Annotated in this window: 23 protein-coding genes; 13 read left to right on the forward strand and 10 right to left on the reverse strand. The window is 38.4% G+C overall.

Features of this window, described 5'->3' with window-relative positions:
- Window positions 1-162 precede the first annotated feature (162 nt).
- The 3 genes from ABJH98_RS00300 (at window position 163) to ABJH98_RS00310 (ending at window position 3960) form a co-directional block, all read left to right on the forward strand.
- Window positions 163-501: a helix-turn-helix transcriptional regulator gene (locus tag ABJH98_RS00300; RefSeq protein WP_348305623.1), complete on the forward strand. Its 339-nt coding sequence runs from the start codon at window positions 163-165 to the stop codon at window positions 499-501.
- Window positions 456-3134, forward strand: coding sequence for an ABC transporter permease (locus ABJH98_RS00305; protein WP_348305624.1), 2679 nt, complete (start codon window positions 456-458; stop codon window positions 3132-3134). The genes ABJH98_RS00300 and ABJH98_RS00305 overlap by 46 nt, the downstream gene beginning before the upstream one ends.
- Window positions 3135-3201: 67 nt before the next feature.
- A complete protein-coding gene (locus tag ABJH98_RS00310) occupies window positions 3202-3960 on the forward strand; it encodes a DUF5995 family protein (protein WP_348305625.1) in 759 nt (252 codons plus the stop codon).
- On the opposite strand, the gene ABJH98_RS00315 is transcribed toward ABJH98_RS00310, so the two are convergent.
- Window positions 3957-4328, reverse strand: coding sequence for a hypothetical protein (locus ABJH98_RS00315; RefSeq protein ID WP_348305626.1), 372 nt, complete (start codon window positions 4326-4328; stop codon window positions 3957-3959). The two genes, ABJH98_RS00310 and ABJH98_RS00315, sit on opposite strands and share 4 nt — an antisense overlap.
- 12 nt (window positions 4329-4340) lie before the next feature.
- Window positions 4341-5540 (reverse strand): DUF4105 domain-containing protein, encoded by a 1200-nt coding sequence (locus ABJH98_RS00320; protein WP_348305627.1) that lies wholly within the window; start codon window positions 5538-5540, stop codon window positions 4341-4343.
- Between the two features lie 181 nt (window positions 5541-5721).
- On the opposite strand from ABJH98_RS00320, the gene ABJH98_RS00325 reads away from it, so the two are divergent.
- From ABJH98_RS00325 to ABJH98_RS00350, 6 genes are all read left to right on the forward strand, one after another.
- Window positions 5722-6747 (forward strand): radical SAM/SPASM domain-containing protein, encoded by a 1026-nt coding sequence (locus ABJH98_RS00325; protein ID WP_348305628.1) that lies wholly within the window; start codon window positions 5722-5724, stop codon window positions 6745-6747.
- Window positions 6740-7285: a 2'-5' RNA ligase family protein gene (locus ABJH98_RS00330; RefSeq protein ID WP_348305629.1), complete on the forward strand. Its 546-nt coding sequence runs from the start codon at window positions 6740-6742 to the stop codon at window positions 7283-7285. Before ABJH98_RS00325 ends, ABJH98_RS00330 begins: the two co-directional genes overlap by 8 nt.
- 63 nt (window positions 7286-7348) lie before the next feature.
- Window positions 7349-7933: a HupE/UreJ family protein gene (locus tag ABJH98_RS00335; RefSeq protein WP_348305630.1), complete on the forward strand. Its 585-nt coding sequence runs from the start codon at window positions 7349-7351 to the stop codon at window positions 7931-7933.
- Between the two features lie 141 nt (window positions 7934-8074).
- On the forward strand, window positions 8075-8779 hold the full coding sequence (locus ABJH98_RS00340; RefSeq protein ID WP_348305631.1) for a response regulator transcription factor: 705 nt from the start codon (window positions 8075-8077) through the stop codon (window positions 8777-8779).
- 3 nt (window positions 8780-8782) lie between these two features.
- Complete coding sequence (locus ABJH98_RS00345; RefSeq protein ID WP_348305632.1) at window positions 8783-10261, forward strand: ATP-binding protein; 1479 nt, start codon at window positions 8783-8785, stop codon at window positions 10259-10261.
- Window positions 10262-10359: 98 nt separating this feature from the next.
- Entirely contained in the window at window positions 10360-11253 is an 894-nt protein-coding gene (locus tag ABJH98_RS00350) for an anti-sigma factor (RefSeq protein WP_348305633.1), read from the forward strand.
- A 47-nt stretch (window positions 11254-11300) separates the two neighbouring features.
- Here the strand turns inward: ABJH98_RS00350 and ABJH98_RS00355 are convergent, their stop codons facing one another.
- Together ABJH98_RS00355 and ABJH98_RS00360 are read right to left on the reverse strand one after the other, a co-directional pair.
- Entirely contained in the window at window positions 11301-12404 is a 1104-nt protein-coding gene (locus ABJH98_RS00355; RefSeq protein ID WP_348305634.1) for an adenylate/guanylate cyclase domain-containing protein, read from the reverse strand.
- Window positions 12401-13306 carry a pyridoxal-phosphate dependent enzyme gene (locus ABJH98_RS00360; RefSeq protein ID WP_348305635.1) on the reverse strand — a complete coding sequence of 302 codons (906 nt, stop codon included), beginning with the start codon at window positions 13304-13306 and terminating at the stop codon, window positions 12401-12403. The genes ABJH98_RS00355 and ABJH98_RS00360 overlap by 4 nt, the downstream gene beginning before the upstream one ends.
- A 150-nt stretch (window positions 13307-13456) precedes the next feature.
- Between ABJH98_RS00360 and ABJH98_RS00365 the strand changes: the two genes are divergently transcribed.
- A complete protein-coding gene (locus ABJH98_RS00365; protein WP_348305636.1) occupies window positions 13457-14383 on the forward strand; it encodes a TerB family tellurite resistance protein in 927 nt (308 codons plus the stop codon).
- Between the two features lie 23 nt (window positions 14384-14406).
- On the opposite strand, the gene ABJH98_RS00370 is transcribed toward ABJH98_RS00365, so the two are convergent.
- Genes ABJH98_RS00370 through ABJH98_RS00380 form a run of 3 tightly spaced genes read right to left on the reverse strand, consistent with a single transcriptional unit; the run spans window position 14407 to window position 16371 of the window.
- Window positions 14407-14853, reverse strand: coding sequence for a response regulator (locus ABJH98_RS00370; protein ID WP_348305637.1), 447 nt, complete (start codon window positions 14851-14853; stop codon window positions 14407-14409).
- Between the two features lie 6 nt (window positions 14854-14859).
- A complete protein-coding gene (locus tag ABJH98_RS00375; protein ID WP_348305638.1) occupies window positions 14860-15804 on the reverse strand; it encodes a HAMP domain-containing sensor histidine kinase in 945 nt (314 codons plus the stop codon).
- A gap of 24 nt (window positions 15805-15828) precedes the next feature.
- On the reverse strand, window positions 15829-16371 hold the full coding sequence (locus ABJH98_RS00380; protein ID WP_348305639.1) for a TerB family tellurite resistance protein: 543 nt from the start codon (window positions 16369-16371) through the stop codon (window positions 15829-15831).
- A gap of 81 nt (window positions 16372-16452) precedes the next feature.
- Here ABJH98_RS00380 and ABJH98_RS00385 point away from each other — a divergent pair, with 81 nt between their 5' ends.
- Window positions 16453-17472, forward strand: a complete 1020-nt coding sequence (locus tag ABJH98_RS00385; protein ID WP_348305640.1) for an RluA family pseudouridine synthase — start codon at window positions 16453-16455, stop codon at window positions 17470-17472.
- Entirely contained in the window at window positions 17473-18705 is a 1233-nt protein-coding gene (locus ABJH98_RS00390; RefSeq protein WP_348305641.1) for a lysophospholipid acyltransferase family protein, read from the forward strand.
- On the opposite strand, the gene prmC is transcribed toward ABJH98_RS00390, so the two are convergent.
- Window positions 18697-19551 carry a peptide chain release factor N(5)-glutamine methyltransferase gene (prmC, locus tag ABJH98_RS00395; protein ID WP_348305642.1) on the reverse strand — a complete coding sequence of 285 codons (855 nt, stop codon included), beginning with the start codon at window positions 19549-19551 and terminating at the stop codon, window positions 18697-18699. The genes ABJH98_RS00390 and prmC overlap by 9 nt on opposite strands.
- Window positions 19552-19651: 100 nt before the next feature.
- Here prmC and ribD point away from each other — a divergent pair, with 100 nt between their 5' ends.
- Window positions 19652-20683 carry a bifunctional diaminohydroxyphosphoribosylaminopyrimidine deaminase/5-amino-6-(5-phosphoribosylamino)uracil reductase RibD gene (gene ribD, locus ABJH98_RS00400; RefSeq protein WP_348305643.1) on the forward strand — a complete coding sequence of 344 codons (1032 nt, stop codon included), beginning with the start codon at window positions 19652-19654 and terminating at the stop codon, window positions 20681-20683.
- A 55-nt stretch (window positions 20684-20738) separates the two neighbouring features.
- On the opposite strand, the gene ABJH98_RS00405 is transcribed toward ribD, so the two are convergent.
- Together ABJH98_RS00405 and ABJH98_RS00410 are read right to left on the reverse strand one after the other, a co-directional pair.
- Window positions 20739-23084 (reverse strand): ribonucleoside-diphosphate reductase subunit alpha, encoded by a 2346-nt coding sequence (locus tag ABJH98_RS00405; RefSeq protein ID WP_348305644.1) that lies wholly within the window; start codon window positions 23082-23084, stop codon window positions 20739-20741.
- 46 nt (window positions 23085-23130) lie between these two features.
- On the reverse strand, window positions 23131-24108 hold the full coding sequence (locus tag ABJH98_RS00410) for a ribonucleoside-diphosphate reductase small subunit (RefSeq protein ID WP_348305768.1): 978 nt from the start codon (window positions 24106-24108) through the stop codon (window positions 23131-23133).
- Window positions 24109-24160: the final 52 nt, after the last annotated feature.

A 24160-nucleotide genomic window follows, 5' to 3' on the forward strand; every position in this document is an offset into this window, starting at 1 on the left:
TCGTAATTAAAAACTATCTGTCTAATTTTTATAACAAGCCTTACAAATATTTAATTGCAACTAAATATTAGCATTGCAATCGAGATCAAAATATCCAATACTACATTTAGGTATTCATAAAAATTCGCTATAATTGCAATACTACATTTAGATATTGCTATTATGAAGAAGTATCAATTAGGTGAATTTGAAGAGATCGTGTTGCTCACTGTGGGTGTCTTGTACGACAATGCCTACGGCGTGGCGATAAAAAACGAAATTGAAAACCGGCTCGAACGAAAGGTGAGTTTGGGTGCTTTGCAGTCTGCACTTCGAAGAATGGAAACCAAAGGTTTTCTGGAATCCGAAACTGGTGAGACTACCGAAAAGCGTGGGGGCAAACCCAAACGATTTTTCAAAATGACCAGCTTTGGTCGTAGCGCCCTAGAGTACAATCGCGATGTGCGTGCAGAACTATGGAAGGCACTTCCCGATATGGTGCTAGAGGCCAAATTCGCATGATCAAGAAAGTAGCAGATCGGCTATTTCGGTGGTATTGTCACCCAGATTATTATCCTGATATCAAGGGTGACTTGGAAGAACTCTATCAAGATCAACTGGATGAATCACCCAAGTCAGCCAATCTCAAATACCTGAAAGAGGTAATCAAACTATGCAGGCCCTCGCTCATCAGACCTTTATTTAAAAACTCATTATTCAACTCCACAGGCATGTTCAAAAACTATTTCAAAATCAGCTTCAGAAAGCTAGTGAAACAAAAAGTATTTTCAGCCATCAACATTATAGGCCTCGCTATTGGTCTTTCTGCCTTCTTGCTTATTAATCAATATGTACAGTTTGAAGAAAGTTATGACCGGTTTTTCTCTGATTCCGACCAACTATATAGACTCACCACAGATCAGGTTTTAGACGGAGTCATTGGTACCAGAGACGCTATGTCGTTCGCGCCTTCGGGACAAGCTTTAGTAGATAAAATGCCTGAAATCGTCAATTCAACACTGACATACAAATTTGACGAAATGATCATGCGAAAAGACGATCGATCCTTCACAGCAAAGAAGATTGTTGCTGCGGACTCCAATTATTTTGAGCTTTTCGACTATAAAATTATCAGTGGCGATCCAAAAACCATGCTTTCAGAACCTAACTCCATTGTATTAACGGAATCGCGAGCCAAGGCTTATTTTGGTGATATCAATCCTATAGGACAGTCCATCATGGTGCTAAGTGGTTTTCATAAGAATTTCAAGGTGACCGGGGTGATACAGGACATACCTGAAAACACACATTACAAATTCAACCTATTGGTCTCTATTGTCACATTTCAGGAAAGTTTGGACGACGACGCCTGGAGATCTTTCAATTACTACACTTATTTGAAACTTGCGCCAAATACGGATATCAATGAGTTGAGAGCTAAAATGCCAAGGATGTACGAAATATCAGGCGAAGATGAGTCTGATACTAATCTCGAATTCAACTTACAAGCTGTAGAAAACATTCATTTGTATTCGGACTATACTTACGAGCCCGAAACTCATGGTAGCGCCACTACTGTCGTTTTCTTAAATATCATTTCCATTCTCATCATTCTCATTGCTTGGGTTAATTATATCAACCTATCAACCGCCAAGGCCATAGACCGAGCCAGAGAAGTGGGCGTACGAAAAGCGATAGGAGCACACAAATCACAACTTGTTACTCAGTTTTTGTTTGAGTCCTTTATGCTTAATATGATGGCCGCCATATTCGCGGTATTGATCGCGCAGTTACTCTATCCAAATTTCAACCAATTGGTTGGTAAAGATGTTATTGGCAGCATTTGGCTCAATGAGTTATTCCTAGCCAAGGTGTTCGCGTTTGCATTTGTTGGGGCGATTGTTTCAGGCATATACCCAGCTTTAGTCCTTTCCAATTTCCGTACGGTCACGGTGCTCAAAGGGAAATTTAGAAATTCTACTAAAGGCACTTTTTTACGAAAGAGTTTGGTTGTGGTTCAATTCACCGTTTCCTTGATGTTGATAGCTTCCACGTTTATTGTCAACCAGCAGGTGAGCTACATGCAGTCGGCCGACAAGGGGATTGATATTAATTATGTTGTTGAATTTAAGAAGCCAAGATTTACAAGAGAAAATGAGAAAGAAATGACAGAAAAAGTGAAACAGTTCACACAAAGTCTCCTAAATCACCATGCTATCAAAAATGTAGGTACATCTAATTCCATTCCAGGAGGTAGTCTGTCTGATATAAGTTCTACTACAGGAGAAATTCAAATCGTAGGCAAGACTAATGTCATAGAAGGCACTACTTATATTCAATATTGTGATGACAAATATTTTGATGCGGTAGGCATTCGATTACTGGCAGGACGAAATTTTGATGCCACCATGGCTACGGATACAGCAGCCATAATAGTGAATGAGACTTACCTCCAACGACTTGGTGTACATGATTACGAAGCTATGCTCGATGAATACATTCAGTATGGCGAAGCTGAAGATGATCGTAAGTATAGACTCATAGGGATCATGAAAGACTACAATCGTACTTCACTGAAAAATAAAGTGGAGCCCACAGCCAGTTTGTATTGGGATGACAGTAGTAACATGGTGGCTCGTTTGGATATTACTAACTATCAGGATGGTATTGCCTATTTGGAGGAAACTTATGAAAGTTACTTTCCTAACACACCTTTGTCTTATACCTTTTTAGACGAACGATTCAATACCCTATTCCAAGAAGACCAGCAGTTTGGCAGAGTGATTGCTACCTTTTCGATTTTAGCCATTATTGTCGCCTCCCTGGGATTATTTGGGTTATCCGCCTTCATGGCCTTCAACCGGGCAAAAGAAGTGGGCATCAGAAAAGTGTTGGGTGCTTCCATCTCTCAGATCCTAATGATCTTCTACCGCGAATTTGTTGTCTTGATCGGATTGTCTGCCGTGGTTGGCATTCCTCTCGTGTACTACACCATGGACAATTGGCTCAATAATTACGCTTATCGCGTGGACTTCCCATGGGTTTTTGTTGGGGTGGCCATTTTGCTCGTTATCGCCTCGGCCTTATTAACTATTGGGTATCAAACCATTCGAGTGGCTATTAAAAACCCAAGTGAGACTTTGAAATACGAATAAAATTCGGACGCTTTCATTTTGAATCTCAATTTTCAGGTATCTTAAATGAATAATTAAGACCAACCTAATGAAAGCCATACAAATTGAAACCATAGATCAGGTCATTTCCGAGCTGGATCAGATCATTCAAGCGTCCATTGAGGAAGAAAACTGTGCAGGCTACTTCGCGGCTTTGTACAGAAAAGTAACCCTCAAAGTCAAAGAAGGAATTGAACAAAACTATTTTGATAACGGGCCAAGAATGGAGCGCCTGGATGTGGTATTCGCTACTCGATATCTTAATGCTTATCATGCCCATAAGAGCAACGAACCCATCACGAATTCCTGGCAAGTAGCTTTTGATCTTACCTCCCATTATTGGCCCATTGTTTTGCAGCATTTGTTGATCGGGATGAATGCCCATATCAATCTGGATTTAGGTATAGCTGCAGCAGAAATTTCGGAAGGAGAAGATATTGACGACCTGCAAAATGATTTTAACAAAATCAATAAAATCCTCTCTTCATTGGTGCATGAAGTAGATCGCGATCTGGGGGAGATCTGGCCAACCTTCAGAGTCATCGTAAAAGTTTTGGGAAAAGTAGATGATTTCCTAGTCGACTTCAGTATGAAACTGGCTCGAAATGGAGCTTGGAAGTTTGCCAAAGAATTATTCAACACACCTGATCAACTGAAAGATCAAATGATTGACACTCGTGATCAAAAAGTAGCTAAAAAGGCTAGTTTAGTGACCAGCCCAGGTTTTTTGATCAGCACCATATTCAAATTGATCCGAGTAAGTGAACATGGATCAATTGCTAAGAAAATTGAAGACCTCAGAGATTAGACGAATATCGTGATCAATTGTATCACTCCTATCGCGGAGAATATCACACCCCAATATTCCATCTTGATCCAGAATAACGTGTGATTTGACTTGAATTCTACTCGTTCACCAGTCGCTTCATCTACCATTATGCGTCCTTCCTTGTTATTCCACTTTTTACCAAGATACCAATTAGCCACTCCTGCGAATATTAGTGAGAATGGAAAAGTATAAACAGCGACTGCATCCGACGAAAGTGAAATTGATAAAAAAAGGGCAACTAATAAAATAAGCGGAGTCAAGATGCCGCGTCCAGACCATACAATCATTTCATTCAAAATTAGATTATTGCCTACTTCGATTTCAGGTGTCTTTCGGCTGATTTCCACCAAAGCCAAAAGCTAATGATTGTCTCTCTCCTTTTTTAAAGTATAAGCTAAAAAGAAAGAACGCATCGCTAAAGCGAGTACCAAGGGGATCAAAGCGAAATGAATTACCTGAGGTAATAACTCTCTAAAAAATAGGAGTAGAACCTGAATTCCACCAAATCCCAAAAAGTAGTACCGTAGCCAATCAGATTTAGTTTTTTTGAGCAAAAAAATTAGACCTACCAAATTGAACGGCATGGCCCACAGCAAATTGTAGTTGTATTTGGACATGTGATCGGTTCCAAACCATAGAAATAACAAAAAACAACCTAATAATCCAGTGACACCAAACAGAATCACATCAACGAATCTATAATTGACCGTGTACTTCAGTCCCCGATGGATAGTCAGTCCAACAATAAAAAACAAAATGACAAACAAATGAATGGGTCTAAAGCCACTCTCAGTGGGTTGTTCAGCACTTACATTCATGGTCGTGGAAGAAGCCACTACTGGAACAGTCGTACTATCTGTTTGAAGCACTGCCGTAAGAAGTGCTTCCTCCAGATAGAGCGGCATATATTGATAATGAAAACCATTCGCTGTTTCATCTATTTGCGAGCCCAAACAGATATCAATACCCAAATCTCCCCAAGGCTGATAAGTCAAATATTTGTCCATCAGGTCTCGAAAACTCATCGAGTCACTGGCAAAAGTATAATTGTACTTGATGCGGTCTTCAAACACCATATCCACTACATCGCGCATACGAGTGGCACAGTTGTCATAGCAGTAGTTGTAGTAATAGTTGGCATTTTCTGGTTTGGCATTGTTGATCAAAAAATCAAAAATAGCCTGCTTATCAGCTTGTTCTATATTTAAAACATGCTCACGCCAAGACCGATCTTCTCTAAAATAATATCTTTTGTAAGCTTCGTATGAACCAGTACCTAACTTATAATAAAGCTTCCCTTTTGTGAAATTGAGGTAGAAATTGGGCTGATCGAAATCGAAAATGCCATAATTGAAAATCATGTCCACTCGATTCGTTGGATCACTCACCCTAAAAGCACTATGCCCAAAAGCAGAATACAGCTCCACTTGCGTAGGATCCAAAATAAGGACAATAATTTCGGCTTCATCTGAAAGCTGAATATCAGAAGCCATTGATTCCTTACTAACTAATAATAGACTCAAGGCTAGTAGGAAGGCAATCCTAAATTTTCTTGTCATAAATTGGACGGTTTAATTTGTGGTACAGCGAGGCTGTCTTTACTTTGATTCAAAATTGATTTAGTCAAGCTTGATTTATAGTCTGCTCCAAAACTATTACTACTGATTCATAAATGCAGTAATTTGTGCAAATGTTTCATGGACTCCATGCGAAATTCGATCAGATCAAAATAATCTAAAGGTGCATTTTCACGATAGCCTCAACATACTGAACAAACTCTCTCCAGCCAAGGTGCTAAATGCGAGCAAGGTTTTTTCCAGCTATTATCAATCCAAACATTTGGGGCGTTATGTCAATCCCTCTTTGCCCTTGAGTATGGCCTTCGAGCCAACTACCTCCTGCAACTTACGCTGTCCGGAATGCCCCAGTGGCTTGCGATCATTCACTCGGCCTACGGGCATGTTAGATGTTGATTTTTTCAAAGAGAAAATCATGGAAGTCAAATCGCATTTGACCTATCTCACTTTCTACTTCCAAGGGGAACCTTATTTACATCCGGGCTTTCTGGATATGGTTCATCACGCCACAAAAAACAAAATCTATACGGCTACCAGCACCAACGCCCATTATCTCGACGATGAAAAAGCTGAGGCAACGGTCAAGTCTGGTTTGGATCGTTTAATCATCTCAATTGATGGAACTAGCCAAGAAACGTACGAACAATATCGAGTCGGCGGGCAACTCGAAAAAGTGCTCGACGGTACTCGAAATATGGTACGATGGAAAAAACAACTCAAGGCCAAAACCCCACATTTAATTTTTCAGTTTTTGGTAGTTGCTCCAAACGAACATCAGATAGAAGAAGCTCAAAAGCTAGCCAAAGAAATTGGCGTTGATGAAATCCAGTTCAAAACAGCTCAGATTTATGATTTCGAAAATGGATCAGAATTGATTCCCGAGAATGAGAAATACGCCAGATATACAAAGGGAAGTGATGGCAAATTCAAACTCAAAAACCCACTACATAATCAATGCTGGAAAATGTGGCAAAGCTGTGTGGTAACCTGGGATGGTAAAGTGGTGCCTTGCTGTTTTGACAAAGATGCCAAGTATGTGATGGGTGATTGGAATAAGGCCTCCTTTCAAGACATTTGGTACAGTGAGCCTTACGAAAAATTCAGAAGAAGTATCCTTACCTCACGGGCTTCCATAGATATTTGTAAAAACTGCTCAGAAGGGCTCAATGTATCATTGACCGATGGCTAAGCCCGAACAAAATTTATACTTTTTAGCACTAATTCCCGATGAACCTATTCGGTCAGAAGTGATGGCATTCAAACAAGAAGTGAAGGATAAATTCAACTCTAAGGGCGCTTTAAGGTCTCCTCCTCATATCACTTTGCACATGCCATTCAAATGGCGGGTGGACAGGGAATTGCAACTCATTGAAACGCTCTCAAGATTTGAGTTTGATCAGTACCCTTTTCAGGTGACGCTTGATGGTTTTGATTTCTTTGAGCCCAGAGTCGTGTTTGTGGATGTAGATAAATCAGAGCTATTGACACAATTGCAAAAGCAACTTTCAGATTTTGTTAGACGGGAATTGAAATTCTTCAATGCTGATTATAAAGACCGGGGCTTTCATCCTCACATGACCATCGGGTTTCGGGATTTGAAAAAGTCAGTTTTCCCAGAAGTAAAAGCTCATTACCAAAATCAATCTTATAAACGAACATTTGATGTTTCAGGCTTTTGCTTGCTCAAACACAACGGCGAAAAATGGGAGGAATTCAAGTCGTTATAATCGAAAATAATTAATCAAGACCAACTCTCAAGTGTTTATATATTTGTACAAACTTCAATTAGTATGTCAGAATTTCAACTGTTTTTTTCTATAGGGCGAGAGCACATTTTGGATATTAATGGTTATGATCATATTCTATTTGTAATCACATTGGCTACGGTCTATCTATCTACAGATTGGAAAAGAGTATTGATATTGGTTACCGCTTTTACCGTCGGCCATTCTATCACTTTAGCTTTAGTGTCTATGGATATTTTTAGCATCAATTCTGATGTTGTGGAGTTCTTAATCCCAGTTACCATTTTCATCACAGCGGCTAGTAACATTTGGAGACGAGAGCAATATATTTCTTCGGAGATGAGTCGCCTCAACTATTATTTTGCTTTGTTTTTTGGTTTGATTCACGGCATGGGTTTTTCCAATTATTTGAAAGGACTATTAGGCGGTGAGACTTCCATTATTACACAACTATTTGCCTTCAATTTAGGCTTAGAAGTTGGGCAAATCATCATAGTCATAGCATTTATGGGTCTAGGCTATCTGATGAACAAATACATCAATGTATCCAGAAAAGACTGGATTTTGTCGATTTCGTCAGCCGTGGCTGGAGTAGCTATCACGCTTATGATTGATACTATCTTTTGGTGAAAAAGATAAAAAGCTCTGAACAGAAATATTTTGAGGTTTTAAAGGTTTAGTTGTACGATTAGACGTAAACTTTTTTTGTGATCTTTTTGTGATCTTTTTCGACTTGATTTGTGTTGTGGTGCAAACAAACCTAAAACCTTAATGAGTAAAAGCGTTCTGATCATAGAAGACGATGAAAGCATTTCAGAGCTTTTAAGTATTCACTTAAAGGATATGGACTGCCAAATTGAAAGTGAAAAAGATGGACAAGAGGGCTATGAAAGCGCTTCGAAAGGCATATTTGACTTGATAATCTTAGACATCAATCTACCCCATAAAGATGGTTTAGATATTTGTAGGGATTTAAGGGCACATAAGATCAACACCCCTATTTTGATGCTTACGGCGAGATCTGAAGAGATTGACAAAATCCTGGGACTAGAGACAGGAGCCGATGATTACCTTACCAAGCCTTTCAGCGTTAGAGAATTTACAGCAAGAGTAAAGGCCATATTCAGACGAGTAGAAATGCTCAAATCTCCAAATGAAAATGCTGTCGAACTGATCACGACTGGAAGCATTGAAATAGATCAGAAGAAAAGAAAAGTGCTTAAGGCTGGTGAACGTGTAGAACTGACTCCAAAGGAGTATGATCTTCTCAATTTACTTGCCAAGAACCCTGGAAGAAGTTATACTCGAGAGCGGCTGCTTTCATTGATTTGGGGTTATGAATTTAGTGGCTATGAACATACTGTCAATTCTCATATCAATCGGCTTCGAGCCAAAATAGAAGACGATCTCAATCAACCCACTTACATTCTGACCACTTGGGGTGTAGGCTACAGATTCAATGATGAAATCAACTAAAACATGAAAGACTCTATTCTCAATTCCAGCAATCTATTTCTAAAACTTTCTCTGATCTTTTTAGCGCTATTGCTTTCTGTATCAGGCATCTATTTCTATGCTTCCTTTCAAATTGCCGAAAAACATTTTGAAGAAAAGAATCAAAAGTTAAATGCAGACATCGCAGAACACATTGCCTCTGAACTCAAACCATTTCTAAATGGCACATTGAAAGAGGAGGCTGCTGATGAAATTATGCACAGCATGATGGCAGTCAATCCCTCAATAGAAGTTTACCTCCTGGACCCTGATGGAGTAATATTGAACTATGTGGCTCCATATAAAAAAGTGGTCTTGGACAAAGTAAGCCTGGAACCAATAGAAGATTTTATTGTCAATTATCAGAATGAGGCTATTTTGGGAGATGACCCTAGAAAAGAAGGCAGGCAAAAAGTGTTTTCGGCGAAGAAGGTAGAAAAAGAGGGGAAGACCCTGGGATACATTTATGTGATTTTGGCTAGTGAAGAGTACGATTCCACTAATGAGCAGTTATTTGGTAGTTACATATTGAAGCTAGGATCAGTGTACGGACTGGTTACCATTTTGGCGGCCATGCTCATTGGAGTATTGGCCATTTGGCTCATTACAAAAAATCTAAGTGCGACCATTCAAACAGTAAAGAGATTCCAGCAAGGCGAAATGAGTGCCAGAATCAAAATCAGCAGCGGTGGAGAAATCAGTCGATTGGCTGAGGCCTTCAATGAAATGGCTGATACGATTGTAGGTAATATTGAGAACCTAAAATCTATGGAGAATCTTCGACGTGAATTAGTTGGCAATGTCTCTCACGACCTTCGTACACCTTTGGCCGTTATCCATGGTTTTATTGAAACACTCATTATAAAACAAGATCACTTAACTGAAGAAGAGAAAAAGAAGTATTTATCACGAGCACTTACCGGCACCGAACGTCTCAAAAAATTAGTCGAAGAATTATTTGAATTGTCTAAGCTAGAAGCCAAACAAATCAAACCAACTAAGGAAGCTTTTTTCATCAACGAACTCATGGATGACATTGCGCAGAAGTATACCATCCTGGTAGCGGAAAAGAAAATCAAAATATCTGCTGACGGGCATGATAAGCCTTTTATGGTCTTCGCCGATATCAGTCTGATCGAACGTGTACTTCAAAATCTAATCGACAACGCCATTAAATTCACTCCAGAGAATGGCGAAATAAGACTCCAGATCAACGAAAAAGCACAGGAGGTGGAAATCCAAGTGACTGATACAGGCGATGGCATTCCACAGGATCAAGTGCCTTTTGTCTTTGATCGTTATCACATTGGCGATAAACGAATTTCACTGGATACCAACAGTACAGGCCTTGGCCTAGCCATTGTAAAAAGGATATTAGAAATTCATAATACTTCTATCAATCTGCAAAGTCAAATTGGAAAAGGAACAACCTTCTCCTTTAGTTTACCACAGCACACGGTATGACTGGCTAAAACGATACAATTCTTTTATCTGGCTGTGACATTCTCGTGATACTCTCTAACAACCTTTGAATTATAAATTTTAACTAAAGGTTTTGAGACATGAAAAAAATACTACTCGCATTATTAGCCATTTCTATCACATTTTATTCATGTGATGACGACGACGATAACACTGGAAACTTAACTATAGATATCTCAGGTTTAGACAATCTTGGAGATGGTTTTTTATATGAAGGTTGGGTCATAGTAGACGGAGCTCCTATATCCACGGGGACTTTCTCAGTAGATGATGATGGAGATCTATCTGCGTCAAGCTTCAATTTAGATGGAGCCATGCTAGACGCTGCAACCACATTCGTATTAACAATAGAACCAAACCCAGATTCAGACCCTGAACCTAGCGCTACAAAATTGTTAGGTGGAGATTTTTCTGGCTCGTCAGCCTCAGCTACTATCATGCATGCAGCAGCTTTTGGCATGGGTTTCAGCGATGTAACTGGAGGCTATATTTTAGCCACTCCTACCACAACAGACGATTCAGACGAGGCTAGCGGTGTATGGTTTTTAGACAACTCCTCAGGGTCTCCTGCTATAGGATTAAATGATTTGCCAGACTTAAGTAGTCAAACTGGATGGACTTATGAAGGCTGGGCCGTATTAGGCGGAACCCCAGTTTCTACAGGTACTTTCGATATGGCCAGTGGTTTTGATGACAACGCAACTTCGACGGTTTTCAAAGGTGACGATGGAGATGGACCAGCTTTTCCAGGAGAAGACTTTGTTCAGAATGCACCAAGCGGATTATCCTTTCCTACTGATCTGAAAGGGGCTACCATAGTGATCAGTATTGAACCTGTACCAGACAATAGTGCAGCTCCATTTACGCTAAAACCTCTTGCTGGAGAAGTGCCAACCACCTTGGATAATCATACATACCAAACCATGGACAACATAGCCAGCAGCACATATCCTTCTGGTACTATTGCAAGATAAAACACACAATCTACGTAGAAAAAGACCTGCAGCCGGTAGGTCTTTTTTTATGCTATTTCTAAAGCGTATATATTAACCGCTTTCTCTTTGCCTTTCAATGCTATCTCACCCATCAATTCCTGTCTGTATGCGATCACCTTTTCCACTTCTTTGGCAAATACTTCTGAAACCAAAAGATTTTTACCAAGTTCGTTGCATTTGGATTGTATGCGAGCTCCAGTATTGAGTACATCTCCATGGTAGGCGATGTCTCTTTTGATATAACCAACTTCCGCGGCAGTGACAGGGCCAACATTCATTCCTGCTTTAAACTCAGGAATAAACCCAAAGTCCTTCTCAAATTTGGTCGATTTGGAAGCCAATTTTTCCCGAAAGGCAAAAAACAATTCTACACTTAGTCTAGGAGCATCTTTAACTCTTGAATCCCAAGTGAGTACCACTTCATCACCTACATATTGATAAATCTGCGCTTTGTGGTCAAAGACAATTTCATTGAGATATAAAAAGCATTTCTGAATCAAATTTGAATATTTAATATGACCAAGTTTTTCCGCATAAGCAGTAGAATCTTTCAAATCCAAAAACATAAATATTCTATTTTCTATCACAGGTTTATGGTACTTACCCATAAACATGTGCCAGAGATTTCCAGGTCCATACTTCTTACTCACTTCCAAAACGAAATTGATGATAATAGAAAATAAAGTAAGAAAAATGCCAAATGCAGCATAAAATGTCCAACTCGATAAAGTGCTGATCACGTCCTTGACCCCTCGTAGCGGTGAAACATCCAGCGCTAACAACACAACAAAAACAATAGAAAAAGCAAAGACAAATCCTATGAGATAAAGGAAAGTTTTGATGACCATCAACTTGCCAAAAGATTTGTTTCGAAGGTTAGTATTTTCGGTCAACCAGAATACAAAATAAAAAACAGTACCAAACAGAAACCCGAATAATATGCCTTCAATATATTGAACCCCAGAAGAGAAGTAGTCAATAAATTTTTGATTTTCCTGAGTTGGAAATATTTCAAGGAATCGCAAAAGAAGGTCTTGAAAAAATATCCCTACGGCAGTGATACACAAACACGCCAATATCCATGAAGAGACAACAAATAGCCAATTTATTAAATTCTTATTCCCGTTCATGTTTTGATCAAATGGTTATGTTGCGCATTGAATCCAGCAATGCCTTGAAGTCCTCCAGTATGTACGCAAACCACACGACTTCCACTACGGAATTTACCTTTTTTAAATAAATCAAAAAGGCCAAACATCATTTTCCCTGTATAAATCGGGTCTAGTGCAATTCTATAGTCTACATGAAATTGATTAATAAACGTAATCAAATCATTGTTATACTTAGCATATCCCCCGAAATGATAATCGTGTGACAACTCCCAATTTGATCTTTTTTTAGTCAATTCCGAAATGGATTCCTTAAGATACTTCTCCCCTTTCAAACAACTAATTCCCAATGCTTTTTGCCTCGCATTCAATCCTTCAATAATTCCGGCCAAAGTACCACCTGTCCCAATCGGACAAAGGATATAATCAAAGTCTATCTCAATTTCTTTCACCAATTCTTTCACTCCCTGAAGAGCTAATGCATTAGAACCACCTTCGGGCACTACAAATGCCTGATATTTTTCACTGAGCGCATTAACCCAAACTTGATCGTTTCTATTTTGATAATCAATTCTGGAGATGAATTGTAATTTCATTCCATCTTCAGAGGCTTTCACCAACGTTGGGTTAGAACTTGAGTTCAACTCTTCTCCACGAATAATGCCTATAGATTGAAACCCAAATCTTTTACATGCTGCAGCAGTAGCAGCAATGTGGTTAGAATAAGCACCTCCGAATGTTACTATGGTTTCGTATCCTTGTTTTCTAGCCTCTATCAGATTGTATTTCAACTTCCTCCATTTATTACCAGAAATATCCGAATCTATCAAGTCATCTCGCTTCATATATACTTCTACGCTTCTTTCCAAAAACAATGGAGAAGGTAATTGTACCATGGGTGAGACTTTTTCCAGTTCAAACATGTATCAAATCTAATATGCAATCAGGAAAGAGCTCTTCTAAATGAACAAGGGATAATTTTTTTTATTAATTTGTAGAACCAAATCATACACTTCGATCTGGATTTGAAAAACTTAGAAAAGTTTAGTTTTTATACGCATTGAAATTCTAAAATGGCAGAAAATCTGACACGGTCAATTACTTCTCACATCGAGCACACCAAAAGTGAGCGAAGAAAAAATAGATTAAACGCCTATGAACTAGGTACTGAGCTGTTGTTCAAAACGAAGAAGGATCTTGATGAGCTTAAAAAAACGATAGGTGCAGATGACGTCCGCTACCAATCTGTGGCCGACCTTTTATCTACAGAGATTCTTCAATGTGGTATTGACTATTTTAAGGCTATGAAGGATAACTCCGATTTTTCGGAGGCCAGTTCACTCGAAATACTAAACAGTGCTAAAGAATTATCATCAGATCCTCAAATTCAGAAAAGAATAGAGGATAATATCAAAGGCATTGGTGATTGGGTAAGCAATCAGTCCTTGAGGGACAGCCAAAACAATATTTATGACTTCAATAAAATTTTGTTGAAGACTGCCTTTTCCTTCATGACTTGTGATGGTCACATCGCACCCAACGAGGTAGCACTCATTCGTAAAATGGCCGAAGAAGACAAGGCTTTCGGTGATATTGACATCGATACAGAATTAGACTTCCTCATAGAAGTGATAAACACCATGGGCATGGGTTTTCTCAAAGACTATTTCAAAGTGCTTAAAAATGCCCAACTCAAGCAAGAACAGGAGCTCAAGCTTATTGAAATGGCGATCAAAACGCTCTATGCGGATGGAAGAGTCGATTACAATGAAGTGAAATTTTTCAGAATCTTTCGTTCTTTATTAAGCGTGACGGATAAACAGATATTTGATCTAAATCCTAACCTATCGGATCAGTTTCTAGAGAGTGACATCTTTAGTCATGAGTATTTAGGCCAATTGTTTGATGACTATTTCGAAAAGGTCGATATTCCTACTTTTGAAAAACTATCTGAGCAAAAAAGGACGGATTATGTTGATCCTGAAAAATACAAGCAATAAACAGCCTAAATCTCCTACTTGATTTAAGACTTTTTGTGTTGACCAAAGTGTTTGTTCACTATATCAAGCAATTGTTCTTTAGTGATTGGTTTTGTAATAAAATCCGAAACGTCTTTATAATTCTGAGCCTTATCTTTATCCAGTTTATTCAGAGAACTAGTCAACATAGAAATGACTATTCCCCCTCTCAACTCCTGAGGCAACACCTTATACGCATCCAAAAATTCAAATCCATTCATCACTGGCATATTGATATCCAATAGGATTAATTCAGGCTTTGGGTATGTTTTACCATTTGAAATGAACTCGCCTTTATTTTCAATATAATCTAAAGCCATTTTACCATTGTGGCATTCATGAATCTGGCCATTAAATTTGCAAACATCAGTCAACAAATGTTGCTGTAGAAAAAGTGAAGTAGGATCATCGTCTACTAAAAGGATATTCGATATTACGTTGATGTCAATCATTATTTATTAAGATGATATAGGTAAGAGGATAGTAAATATAGTGCCTTCATTTGGATTACTGTAGACTTCGATGGTCCCATCGTTTTTTTCAACTTGTTCTTTGACCAAATAAAGCCCAACTCCTGAACCCGAAATTTTGGAATTATCACTAAATCGTTCAAACAAAGTGAATAGCTTATCTCCATGAGCTTTCAAATCTATACCAGACCCATTATCAGAAAATACCAATTGCACTTGCTTGCCAATTGGGACAGCAGAAATCGTTATTTCTGGACTTCGATCCGGATGGGCATATTTTATCGCATTGGTCATCAAATTCTTAAGTATACTATTGAGGTACATTTCCGAAGCATACACAGATGAAATTTGGCTGAAATCAGTCTTGATTTCCACACTTGATTTCTCAATTTCTAAGGCCAATACCTGTTTCAGGTGCTCAATTGTTTCTTCCAATGAGCATTCTTTTTTCTCTAGATCACCTGATTTTTCGTGTTGCAGCAAAGACATAAAGTCTTCAAAGGTCTGCAACCAAGTATTAACAGACTCATGGATTTTAACAATTACTTCTTCTTTTTTAGCTTCAGCCAAAGAAGAAGAGTTCAATAGTTCAGAAAGATTTTTGATATTAAGTGCTGGACCTCGAAGATCGTGCGTGATTTTGTAAGTGAGCGTATCTAAAGAATTATTAATACCACTTAGTCTTTGGTTGATGTCATTCTTTTTTTGGTGTGTTACACCTAATAAAAATCCCGCCAAGCCTAGGACTAATGGAGCGGTATCCACTACAAAATGAATCACATTATTTTGATGAATACTTACAATACTCTCCAAAGAAAATTCAAGGCCATTTAGCCAGCAATCCATAAACTGCGAAAAAATGGGGAAACTCAGGCCAAATACAATTCCACCAAGTGTATATTTGGCGCGTACAGTAAGGCCTTTCTTTTCCATATTCTTGCTGATTGCTAGCCCATTTTACACAGATTCTGATCCGAAATCGACAGAATCTGAAATGTCCTTTACCTGAGATAAATCAAACATAGGTAAGGTATTTTCTTTGAAATAATTGCTATACAACTCCTTGATATAGATGTCTGTAAAAGCATCTTTGTGAATAAAGTTCTTTCCAATTTTAGGAAATTTATCCAAAATCTTCTGATCAGGAGATTTGAGCGCTGTCCTTAGAATTTTAAGAAAGTTTATTTCTTCGCGCTTCACCTTATCATCAGCAGTAATCGTCTGAATAGCCGATTCCAACAAAAGCATTTCTTGCTCTTCGTTTAGCGTAGAATTGTTTAATTTTTTGAAATAATCATCGAAAAAATCCAATCCTTTCAGGTTTATAAGCTCTATTAGCATTTTCAGTTCTGCATCTAAATCTATTCCTGAAAGGTCTACCTTCTCTTTTGCAAGTTGCTTAAGAAACTCTACTTCCTTAGGAGCGATGTGTCCATCACAAGTCATGAAGGAGAAAACTGTCTTTATTAATAGTTTGGCGAAATCCGATTGATTTGTCATTTGAATCACGTTTGTTTATTGCTGCCTTTGCAGCTTTAAGATAATCAAAAAATCTAAAACTAATACTTACCTTTGCCGACTATGCAAGAGGAATCATTGGAAGAAGAATTATACGAACATCACAAAATTGTAGCTGATTCTGGGCAGGAAGTTTTAAGGCTAGATAAGTTTCTGATGGACCGACTACCCAATGTCACCCGAAACAAGCTGCAAGCTGGAATAAAAGATGGATTCATCAAAGTAAATGATCAAGAAATAAAGCCCAATTACAAAGTTCATCCAGGTGATGTGATTGTGGTAGAATTGCCAGAACCTCCCAAAGTCACGGACTTGGTACCTGAAAACATCGATCTTAATATTGTCTATGAAGATGATGATTTGCTTGTCGTGAATAAAGAGCCCGGAATGGTGGTTCATCCCGCTTATCAGAATTGGTCTGGTACTTTGGTAAATGCCCTCGCCTATCATTTTAAAAATTTGCCTACCATGCCCAACAATGATGGTAGACCAGGACTTGTTCATCGCATCGATAAAGACACTTCAGGACTTTTAGTTATTGCAAAAAGCGAAAAAGCCATGACTAGTCTGGCCAAACAGTTTTTTGATCATAGTATTGAAAGAACTTACTATGCCTTAGTCTGGGGAGAACCTGAAGAAGATAAAGGCACCATTGATGTGAATTTAGGAAGAAGTCTAAAGGATCGGAGAATTACCGCTGCTTTCCCAGAAGGAGACCATGGACGAAAAGCCATTTCACATTATAAAGTGATCAAAAGGCTGCGATATGTTTCTTTGATTCAATGTAATCTGGAAACAGGCAGAACACATCAGATCCGCGCGCACATGAAGCATATTGGACATCCACTATTCAACGATGTAACTTATGGCGGTGATAAAATTCTCAAAGGCACGACGTTCACAAAATATAAACAGTTTGTCGAAAACTGTTTTAAGATAATTCCCAGACAAGCACTTCATGCTAAGTCTTTAGGATTTACTCATCCAACCACTAATAAATTTGTTCAATTCGACTCTGAGTTGCCCCAAGACCTCCAAGAGGTCATCAAGAAGTGGGAGCACTATGTCAATCACATTGATTAAATGATTGTATTCAAATATCTCTGGTATTATTCATTTTGGTTAATCGTTAGGATAGGCCTGCGCTTATATTATAGTAAAGTCAAAGTCAGTGGCTTAGAGAACATTCCAAAAGACACGCCGATTATTTTTGGTTCTAACCATGAAAATGCCTTTATCGATGCACTTTTAATTACAACTAGTAATACTCGCTTCGATCATTATTTGGTGCGGTCAGGTGTTTTCAAAAATCCCGTGGCCAAAGCATTTTTTAATTCACTCAATCTCATGCCGGTCTATAGAGCTCAAGATGGCGTAAACCCTCTGGAAGCTAATAAACAAATATTCCGTGCCTGCTTTGAAGCACTCGCCAAAAAATATGCAGTGATGCTATTTCCAGAAGGAGAGCACAATATGAGGCGACACCGTAGGATTCTCAAAAAAGGAATTACAAGGATTGCTCTTGGCGCTGTGAATTTTGAAGGAGGAGCCACAGAAGTGGCTATTGTCCCAGTGGGAGTCAATTATTCAGATCATACAGGTTTTAGATCCACAGTTCATATTGTATTCGGTCAGCCTATCAAAGTAGAAAAGCAAGAAGAAAAAGCGGAAAACTACAACAAACTGACAACTGAAATTACCGAAGCACTGAGTAAGGTTCATGTCTCTTTGGATCGAAAAGAATATATTGGATTAGATGCCATCTTCTTCCATAACCAGGACTCGCATCAACTAATAGATCCTGACAAAATCAACGCAGCAGCAAAAAAATTAGAAGGTAGAACTGCTGAAATTAATGCCATTGCAGATCAAAAATCAGCATTGGAAGCAGCTGGATTATCTTTTCCTTTTCGACCTATAAGTACAATAGATACCTTGATATTATTCGCACTTGCGCCTTTTGCATTCATTGGTCTACTTTTGAATCTACCCGTGTTACTTCCAGTTTATATATTCATCAAAACCAGAGTAAAAGAAGCTGAGTTTGTGGCTTCATTGAAATTTGGGTTTTCGTTACTTGGTTTCATCTTTTGGTGGCGCTATATAGGAATATCAATAAGTAACTATACGAATCAGTGGCACTTGGGACTGATTGGGGTCGTTTTTTCTTTCGTTGTGCTCATTGCCTTGAATGGATTTATCAGAAAGTGGAAAAGATTCCAGATGACTCGGGTCTTATCATCAGATAAAACCCTACAATCAAAATACAACGACTTTAAAGAAAAGATCACAAAAATTAGAAGCGAGCTATTCTAAAACTGCCGAAGCAAATCGCTGCTTATCATTCAAATCCTTGTAGATTTTAGGTTTACTATACCCATAATGTTGAAAAAGCAATAGGGTCTGTTTTCCAAATTGCTCATTTATTTCAAAGAATAGAACTCCTCCTTTTTTTAGAGCGAATTTTGCCTTTTCCATAATGGTTTTGTAGAAGATCAGGGGATCATGGTCTGATACAAATAGTGCTAAAGCAGGTTCAAACTCAAGTACATTCTTTTGCATCTGTTGTTTCTCCTGATCCATGACGTATGGTGGATTACTAACAATCAAGTCTAAATCCTTATGTGGAATCTCATCTTTCAATATATCAAGAGGCGAGAATACAGCATCAGCTCCAAGTCGAGCAGCATTGTACTGAGCTACTTTCAGTGCTTCGGTACTTACATCATATCCTACCAGTTTTGAGTCACTTATAGTCAATGCGAGAGAACAGGCGATGCATCCTGATCCTGTACCAATATCAGCCATTTTTGGCTTATCCCATTTTTTATAGTTGGCTATTATTTGAATGAGAAGCTCTGTTTCTTGTCTGGGAATCAATACGTTTTTATCTACATAAAAACGATAGCCATAAAATTCAGACTCCCTGAATATGTATTGAATGGGCTCATTATTTATCAATCTACTGACAAGAAGATCATATTTTTTCTTTTGTAAACTATCAGGGAAAAACTGTCTGTTGACAATGATATCCGTTTTTGAAATTCTGAATATTTTATCAAGCACAATATAAGCCAGTGCCTGCCCTTCTTGGAGGCCTAATTCTGGATTGAGTAATGCAACAGTATCTTGAAATGTGTTCCTAGGAAAATATTCCTCCATGGGGCAAAAATAATTAAACAGTGTAAATTTGATACTACCCTAAAATGTGAACTAATAAGCGGTTAGATATTGGCATGCCAAACATCAAAATTAACAAAAAATGAGTCTTTCGATCGATGAAAAATACATGCGTCGTGCGCTTGAACTAGCTGCTATTGGCCTTGGAGTTGTTAGTCCAAATCCTATGGTGGGTTGTGTGATCGTACATGAAGATAAGATCATCGGCGAAGGATGGCATGAAAAATATGGTGAGGCTCATGCCGAAGTGAATGCGATTAAAAATGTGAAGCACAAATCACTTTTAAAACATTCTACTGCTTATGTTACTTTGGAGCCATGTGCACACTTTGGAAAAACCCCTCCTTGTGCTGATTTACTGATCAAATATCAACTAAAAAGAGTGGTAATTGCTAATCAAGACAGTCATTCATTGGTAAACGGAGTGGGAATTCAAAAGCTTAGAGAAGCTGGAATTGAAGTGGAGATAGGAGTATGTTCGGACGAAGCCAGAAGACTGAATAAAAGATTCTTTACTCGTATTGAAAAACAAAGACCTTACGTAATTCTGAAGTGGGCACAAACCTCTGATAGATTTATAGCGCGAGAAAATTATGATTCCAAGTGGATTAGTGGTGAGCAGTCCAGAAAATTAGTTCATAAATGGCGGTCAGAAGAAGATGCCATCTGGGTCGGGACCAACACGGCCAAATATGACAATCCAAATCTAAATGTTAGAGATTGGCAAGGAAACCATCCAATTAGGTTGGTCATCGATAAACAGCTTTCGTTGAGTAGTGAGCTGCATTTGTTCAATCAAGAGATTCCAACTATTTGTTATAATCTAAAAAAAGATGGAAAAGAAGAAAACCTAGAATGGGTCAAAGTTCTAGAAAATCAATTACTTGATGACATTTTTCTTGACATGAGACAACGAGGTGTACAATCAGTCTTTGTCGAGGGTGGTGCTCATTTACTGCAAACACTTATTGACCAAGGGCTTTGGGATGAAGCTCGAGTATTCTCAAGTGAGACTAAATTTGAAAAAGGCATTCCCGCACCAAAATTGCTATCGGAAGCATCCGAATCAATGAAAGTTGAAAAAGATCAATTGGATATCTTCTATAATTCATAAAAAACCCTTCTAATTTTCATCAGAAGGGTTTTTAATTAATTCTTATTTCATCAAATTAGCTTCCGCACCCTACACATTCGAATTGTGAATTAGCTTCGCCTTCTTTGTCGTTTGCAGGAATGAAATTCTTATTCTCTTCTTTTGAAACCGTAAACTTGATCGCATCAGCAGCCGCTTTAGTTCTCAAATAATACATACCTGTCTTCAAACCTTTTTCCCAAGCATAGAAGTGCATAGAAGTCATTTTACCGAAGTTAGGCTCTTGCAAGTGAATATTTAAACTCTGGCTTTGGCAAATATAAGCTCCTCTGTCAGCAGACATGTCGATGATCGACTTTTGAGAAATTTCCCAGACAGTTTTATAAAGATCCTTGATATTTTGAGGAATTTCAGGAATGTTCTGGATAGATCCATTCGCCTGCATGATTCTATTTTTCATGCTATCATCCCAAAGATTCAAAGCAATCAAATCCTTCATCAAGTGTTTGTTCACTACAATGAACTCACCAGACAATACTCTTCTGGTATAAATATTTGAAGTATAAGGCTCGAAACATTCGTTGTTTCCTAGGATCTGAGAAGTAGAAGCTGTTGGCATTGGAGCCAATAGTAGTGAGTTTCTCACGCCATGTTTCTTCACTTCCTGCTTCAGGCTTGTCCAATCCCATCTTTCAGAAGGAGTGACATTCCACATATCATATTGGAATATTCCTTTTGATACAGGCGAACCTTTGAAGGTTTCGTAAGCGCCATCCACTTTAGCTAAATCTTTAGAAGCAGTCATAGAAGCGAAGTAGATCGTTTCGAATATTTCGCTATTCAACTGTCTTGACTCTTTAGAATCGAAAGGCATTTTCATTTTAATGAACGTATCCGCCAATCCTTGTACACCAATTCCAATAGGACGGTGCTTCATATTTGAATTTCTAGCTTCAGGAACTGGGTAGTAATTGACGTCAATTACTTTGTTCAAGTTCTTGGTGATCACATAAGTGATGTCGTATAATTTCTGATGATCAAATAACCCATCTTCCGTGATATACATCGGTAAAGCAATCGAAGCCAAGTTACATACCGCAACTTCGTCTGGAGAAGTATACTCCATGATCTCAGTACACAAGTTACTTGACTTGATTGTACCTAAGTTTTTCTGATTTGACTTCTTGTTAGCCGCATCTTTGAAGAGCATATAAGGTGTACCTGTCTCAATTTGAGATTCTAGTACTTCAAACCATAAGTCTTGTGCTTTGATGGTTTTTCTACCCTTGCCTTCAGACTCGTATCTTTCATATAGCTTCTCGAATTCGTCCCCATAGGCATCAGCCAATCCTGGGCATTCGTTAGGGCACATGAGCGTCCAATCCCCATTTTCTTTCACTCGCTTCATAAACAAATCCGGCACCCAAAGCGCATAGAACAAGTCTCTCGCTCTCATTTCTTCTTTACCATGATTCTTTTTCAAATCAAGGAATTCAAAAATATCAGCATGCCAAGGTTCCAAGTAGATAGCGAAGCTACCCTTACGTTTTCCACCACCTTGATCCACGTATCTTGCGGTCATGTCGAAGTTTCTCAACATGGGGACGATCCCATTTGATACGCCATTAGTTCCTTTGATGTAAGATCCTGTTGCTCTTACATTGTGAATGCTTAGCCCTATACCACCAGCTGATTGAGAGATTTTAGCTGTCTGTTTCAAAGTATCGTATATCCCGTCGATACTGTCATCCTTCATGGTTAGAAGGAAACATGAAGACAGTTGTGGTTTTGGAGTACCTGCATTAAATAAAGTTGGAGTAGCATGCGTAAACCATTTTTCTGAGAGTAGGTTATAAGTTTCTATCGCTGCTTCTATATCTTCTTTGTGAATACCAATGGCCACACGCATCAACATGTGCTGTGGTCTTTCCACGATTTGCCCATCCAATTTCATCAAGTACGAACGTTCTAAGGTTTTGAAACCAAAGTAGTCGTAACTGAAATCCCTATCATAAATAATTGATGAATCTAATAATGCTGCGTTTTTCTTGATGATACCATATACATCCGTAGCCAATAAAGAGGCATTTTCACCTGTCTTTGGATCTATATATGTGTACATCCTTTTCATCGTGTTAGAAAAGGACTTACTTGTAGTTTTGTGCAAATTAGAAATAGCAATTCTAGCTGCTAATTGTGCGAAGTCAGGGTGGACTGTCGTAAGTGAAGCAGCAGTCTCAGCAGCAAGGTTATCCAACTCAACAGTCGTCACACCGTCATAAATACCAGAAATCACTTTTTTAGCGATGTCTACTGGCTCAATGAATTTTGTATTCAGTCCGTAGCAGAGTTTCTCAATTCTGGCTGTGACTTTATCGAATTTGACGGTCTCTCTCCTTCCGTCTCTTTTAAGTACTAACATAGGGCAAACAGGTTATAAGTAATATGGGATATACGTAAGCAATATTTTAAAAATCTTCGTCTAAACTAAATTTAAGCGAATCGTCACTGGCATCTTTCATGACTCCCGCTTTTTGGTATTCTGCAACTCTCTTTTCAAAGAAATTTGTTTTCCCTTGCAGGGAAATCATTTCCATGAAATCAAATGGGTTCGTTGCGTTGTACTGTTTAGAGCAACCAAGTTCCAACAACAATCGATCTGCAACAAACTCAATATACTGACACATCAACTCTGCATTCATTCCAATCAACTTCACTGGAATGGCATCAGTCACAAATTCCTTTTCTATCTCGACCGCATCAATAATGATCTTCTCTACTGTATCTGTCGGTAGTTTATTTACTAAGTGATCGTTGTATAATAAACACGCAAAATCACAGTGTAACCCTTCATCTCGTGAGATTAATTCATTTGAGAATGTAAGGCCTGGCATCAGACCTCTTTTCTTCAACCAAAAGATTGAACAGAAGCTACCTGAAAAGAAAATGCCTTCAACAGCAGCAAATGCAATCAGTCTTTCTGCAAAAGATCCATTATCAATCCATCTCAAAGCCCAATCCGCTTTCTTTTTAACGCAAGGAATGGTTTCTACCGCATGAAATAGTTTATCTTTTTCCTTATTGTCTTTTACATAAGTATCGATCAATAAAGAATAAGTTTCTGAGTGAATGTTTTCAATAGCTATTTGGAAGCCGTAGAAAAATTTAGCTTCTGTGTATTGAACTTCTGATACGAAATTTTCAGCAAGGTTTTCATTTACGATTCCATCGCTGGCAGCAAAGAAGGCTAAAACGTGGGTGATAAAGTGGCGTTCGCCATCGTTAAGGTTCTCCCAGTCTTTCAAATCTTGACTAAGATCAATTTCTTCGGCTGTCCAAAAGCTAGCTTCAGCTTTTTTATAAAATTGCCAGATGTCATCTTTTTCAATAGGGAATAGTACAAACCTGTCCTTATTTTCCTTTAAGATAGGTTCGTCCTGTACAATGTCTTTTGCCATTTTTCTTTACTTCATTTCTTTTTGAAAAGGACAAATAATA

Origin of the sequence: Reichenbachiella sp., from assembly GCF_039969095.1 — a bacterium.
GTDB lineage: Bacteria > Bacteroidota > Bacteroidia > Cytophagales > Cyclobacteriaceae > Reichenbachiella.

Bases quoted from the DNA above. Each gene is read 5' to 3' on its own strand.
- ABJH98_RS00300 (WP_348305623.1), top strand. From the start codon at position 163: ATGAAGAAGTATCAATTAGGTGAATTTGAAGAGATCGTGTTGCTCACT.
- ABJH98_RS00305 (WP_348305624.1), top strand. From the start codon at position 456: ATGGAAGGCACTTCCCGATATGGTGCTAGAGGCCAAATTCGCATGATC.
- ABJH98_RS00310 (WP_348305625.1), top strand. From the start codon at position 3,202: ATGAAAGCCATACAAATTGAAACCATAGATCAGGTCATTTCCGAGCTG.
- ABJH98_RS00320 (WP_348305627.1), bottom strand. From the start codon at position 5,540: ATGACAAGAAAATTTAGGATTGCCTTCCTACTAGCCTTGAGTCTATTA.
- ABJH98_RS00330 (WP_348305629.1), top strand. From the start codon at position 6,740: ATGGCTAAGCCCGAACAAAATTTATACTTTTTAGCACTAATTCCCGAT.
- ABJH98_RS00335 (WP_348305630.1), top strand. From the start codon at position 7,349: ATGTCAGAATTTCAACTGTTTTTTTCTATAGGGCGAGAGCACATTTTG.
- ABJH98_RS00340 (WP_348305631.1), top strand. From the start codon at position 8,075: ATGAGTAAAAGCGTTCTGATCATAGAAGACGATGAAAGCATTTCAGAG.
- ABJH98_RS00345 (WP_348305632.1), top strand. From the start codon at position 8,783: ATGAAAGACTCTATTCTCAATTCCAGCAATCTATTTCTAAAACTTTCT.
- ABJH98_RS00350 (WP_348305633.1), top strand. From the start codon at position 10,360: ATGAAAAAAATACTACTCGCATTATTAGCCATTTCTATCACATTTTAT.
- ABJH98_RS00355 (WP_348305634.1), bottom strand. From the start codon at position 12,404: ATGAACGGGAATAAGAATTTAATAAATTGGCTATTTGTTGTCTCTTCA.
- ABJH98_RS00360 (WP_348305635.1), bottom strand. From the start codon at position 13,306: ATGTTTGAACTGGAAAAAGTCTCACCCATGGTACAATTACCTTCTCCA.
- ABJH98_RS00365 (WP_348305636.1), top strand. From the start codon at position 13,457: ATGGCAGAAAATCTGACACGGTCAATTACTTCTCACATCGAGCACACC.
- ABJH98_RS00370 (WP_348305637.1), bottom strand. From the start codon at position 14,853: ATGATTGACATCAACGTAATATCGAATATCCTTTTAGTAGACGATGAT.
- ABJH98_RS00375 (WP_348305638.1), bottom strand. From the start codon at position 15,804: ATGGAAAAGAAAGGCCTTACTGTACGCGCCAAATATACACTTGGTGGA.
- ABJH98_RS00380 (WP_348305639.1), bottom strand. From the start codon at position 16,371: ATGACAAATCAATCGGATTTCGCCAAACTATTAATAAAGACAGTTTTC.
- ABJH98_RS00385 (WP_348305640.1), top strand. From the start codon at position 16,453: ATGCAAGAGGAATCATTGGAAGAAGAATTATACGAACATCACAAAATT.
- ABJH98_RS00390 (WP_348305641.1), top strand. From the start codon at position 17,473: ATGATTGTATTCAAATATCTCTGGTATTATTCATTTTGGTTAATCGTT.
- prmC (WP_348305642.1), bottom strand. From the start codon at position 19,551: ATGGAGGAATATTTTCCTAGGAACACATTTCAAGATACTGTTGCATTA.
- ribD (WP_348305643.1), top strand. From the start codon at position 19,652: ATGAGTCTTTCGATCGATGAAAAATACATGCGTCGTGCGCTTGAACTA.
- ABJH98_RS00405 (WP_348305644.1), bottom strand. From the start codon at position 23,084: ATGTTAGTACTTAAAAGAGACGGAAGGAGAGAGACCGTCAAATTCGAT.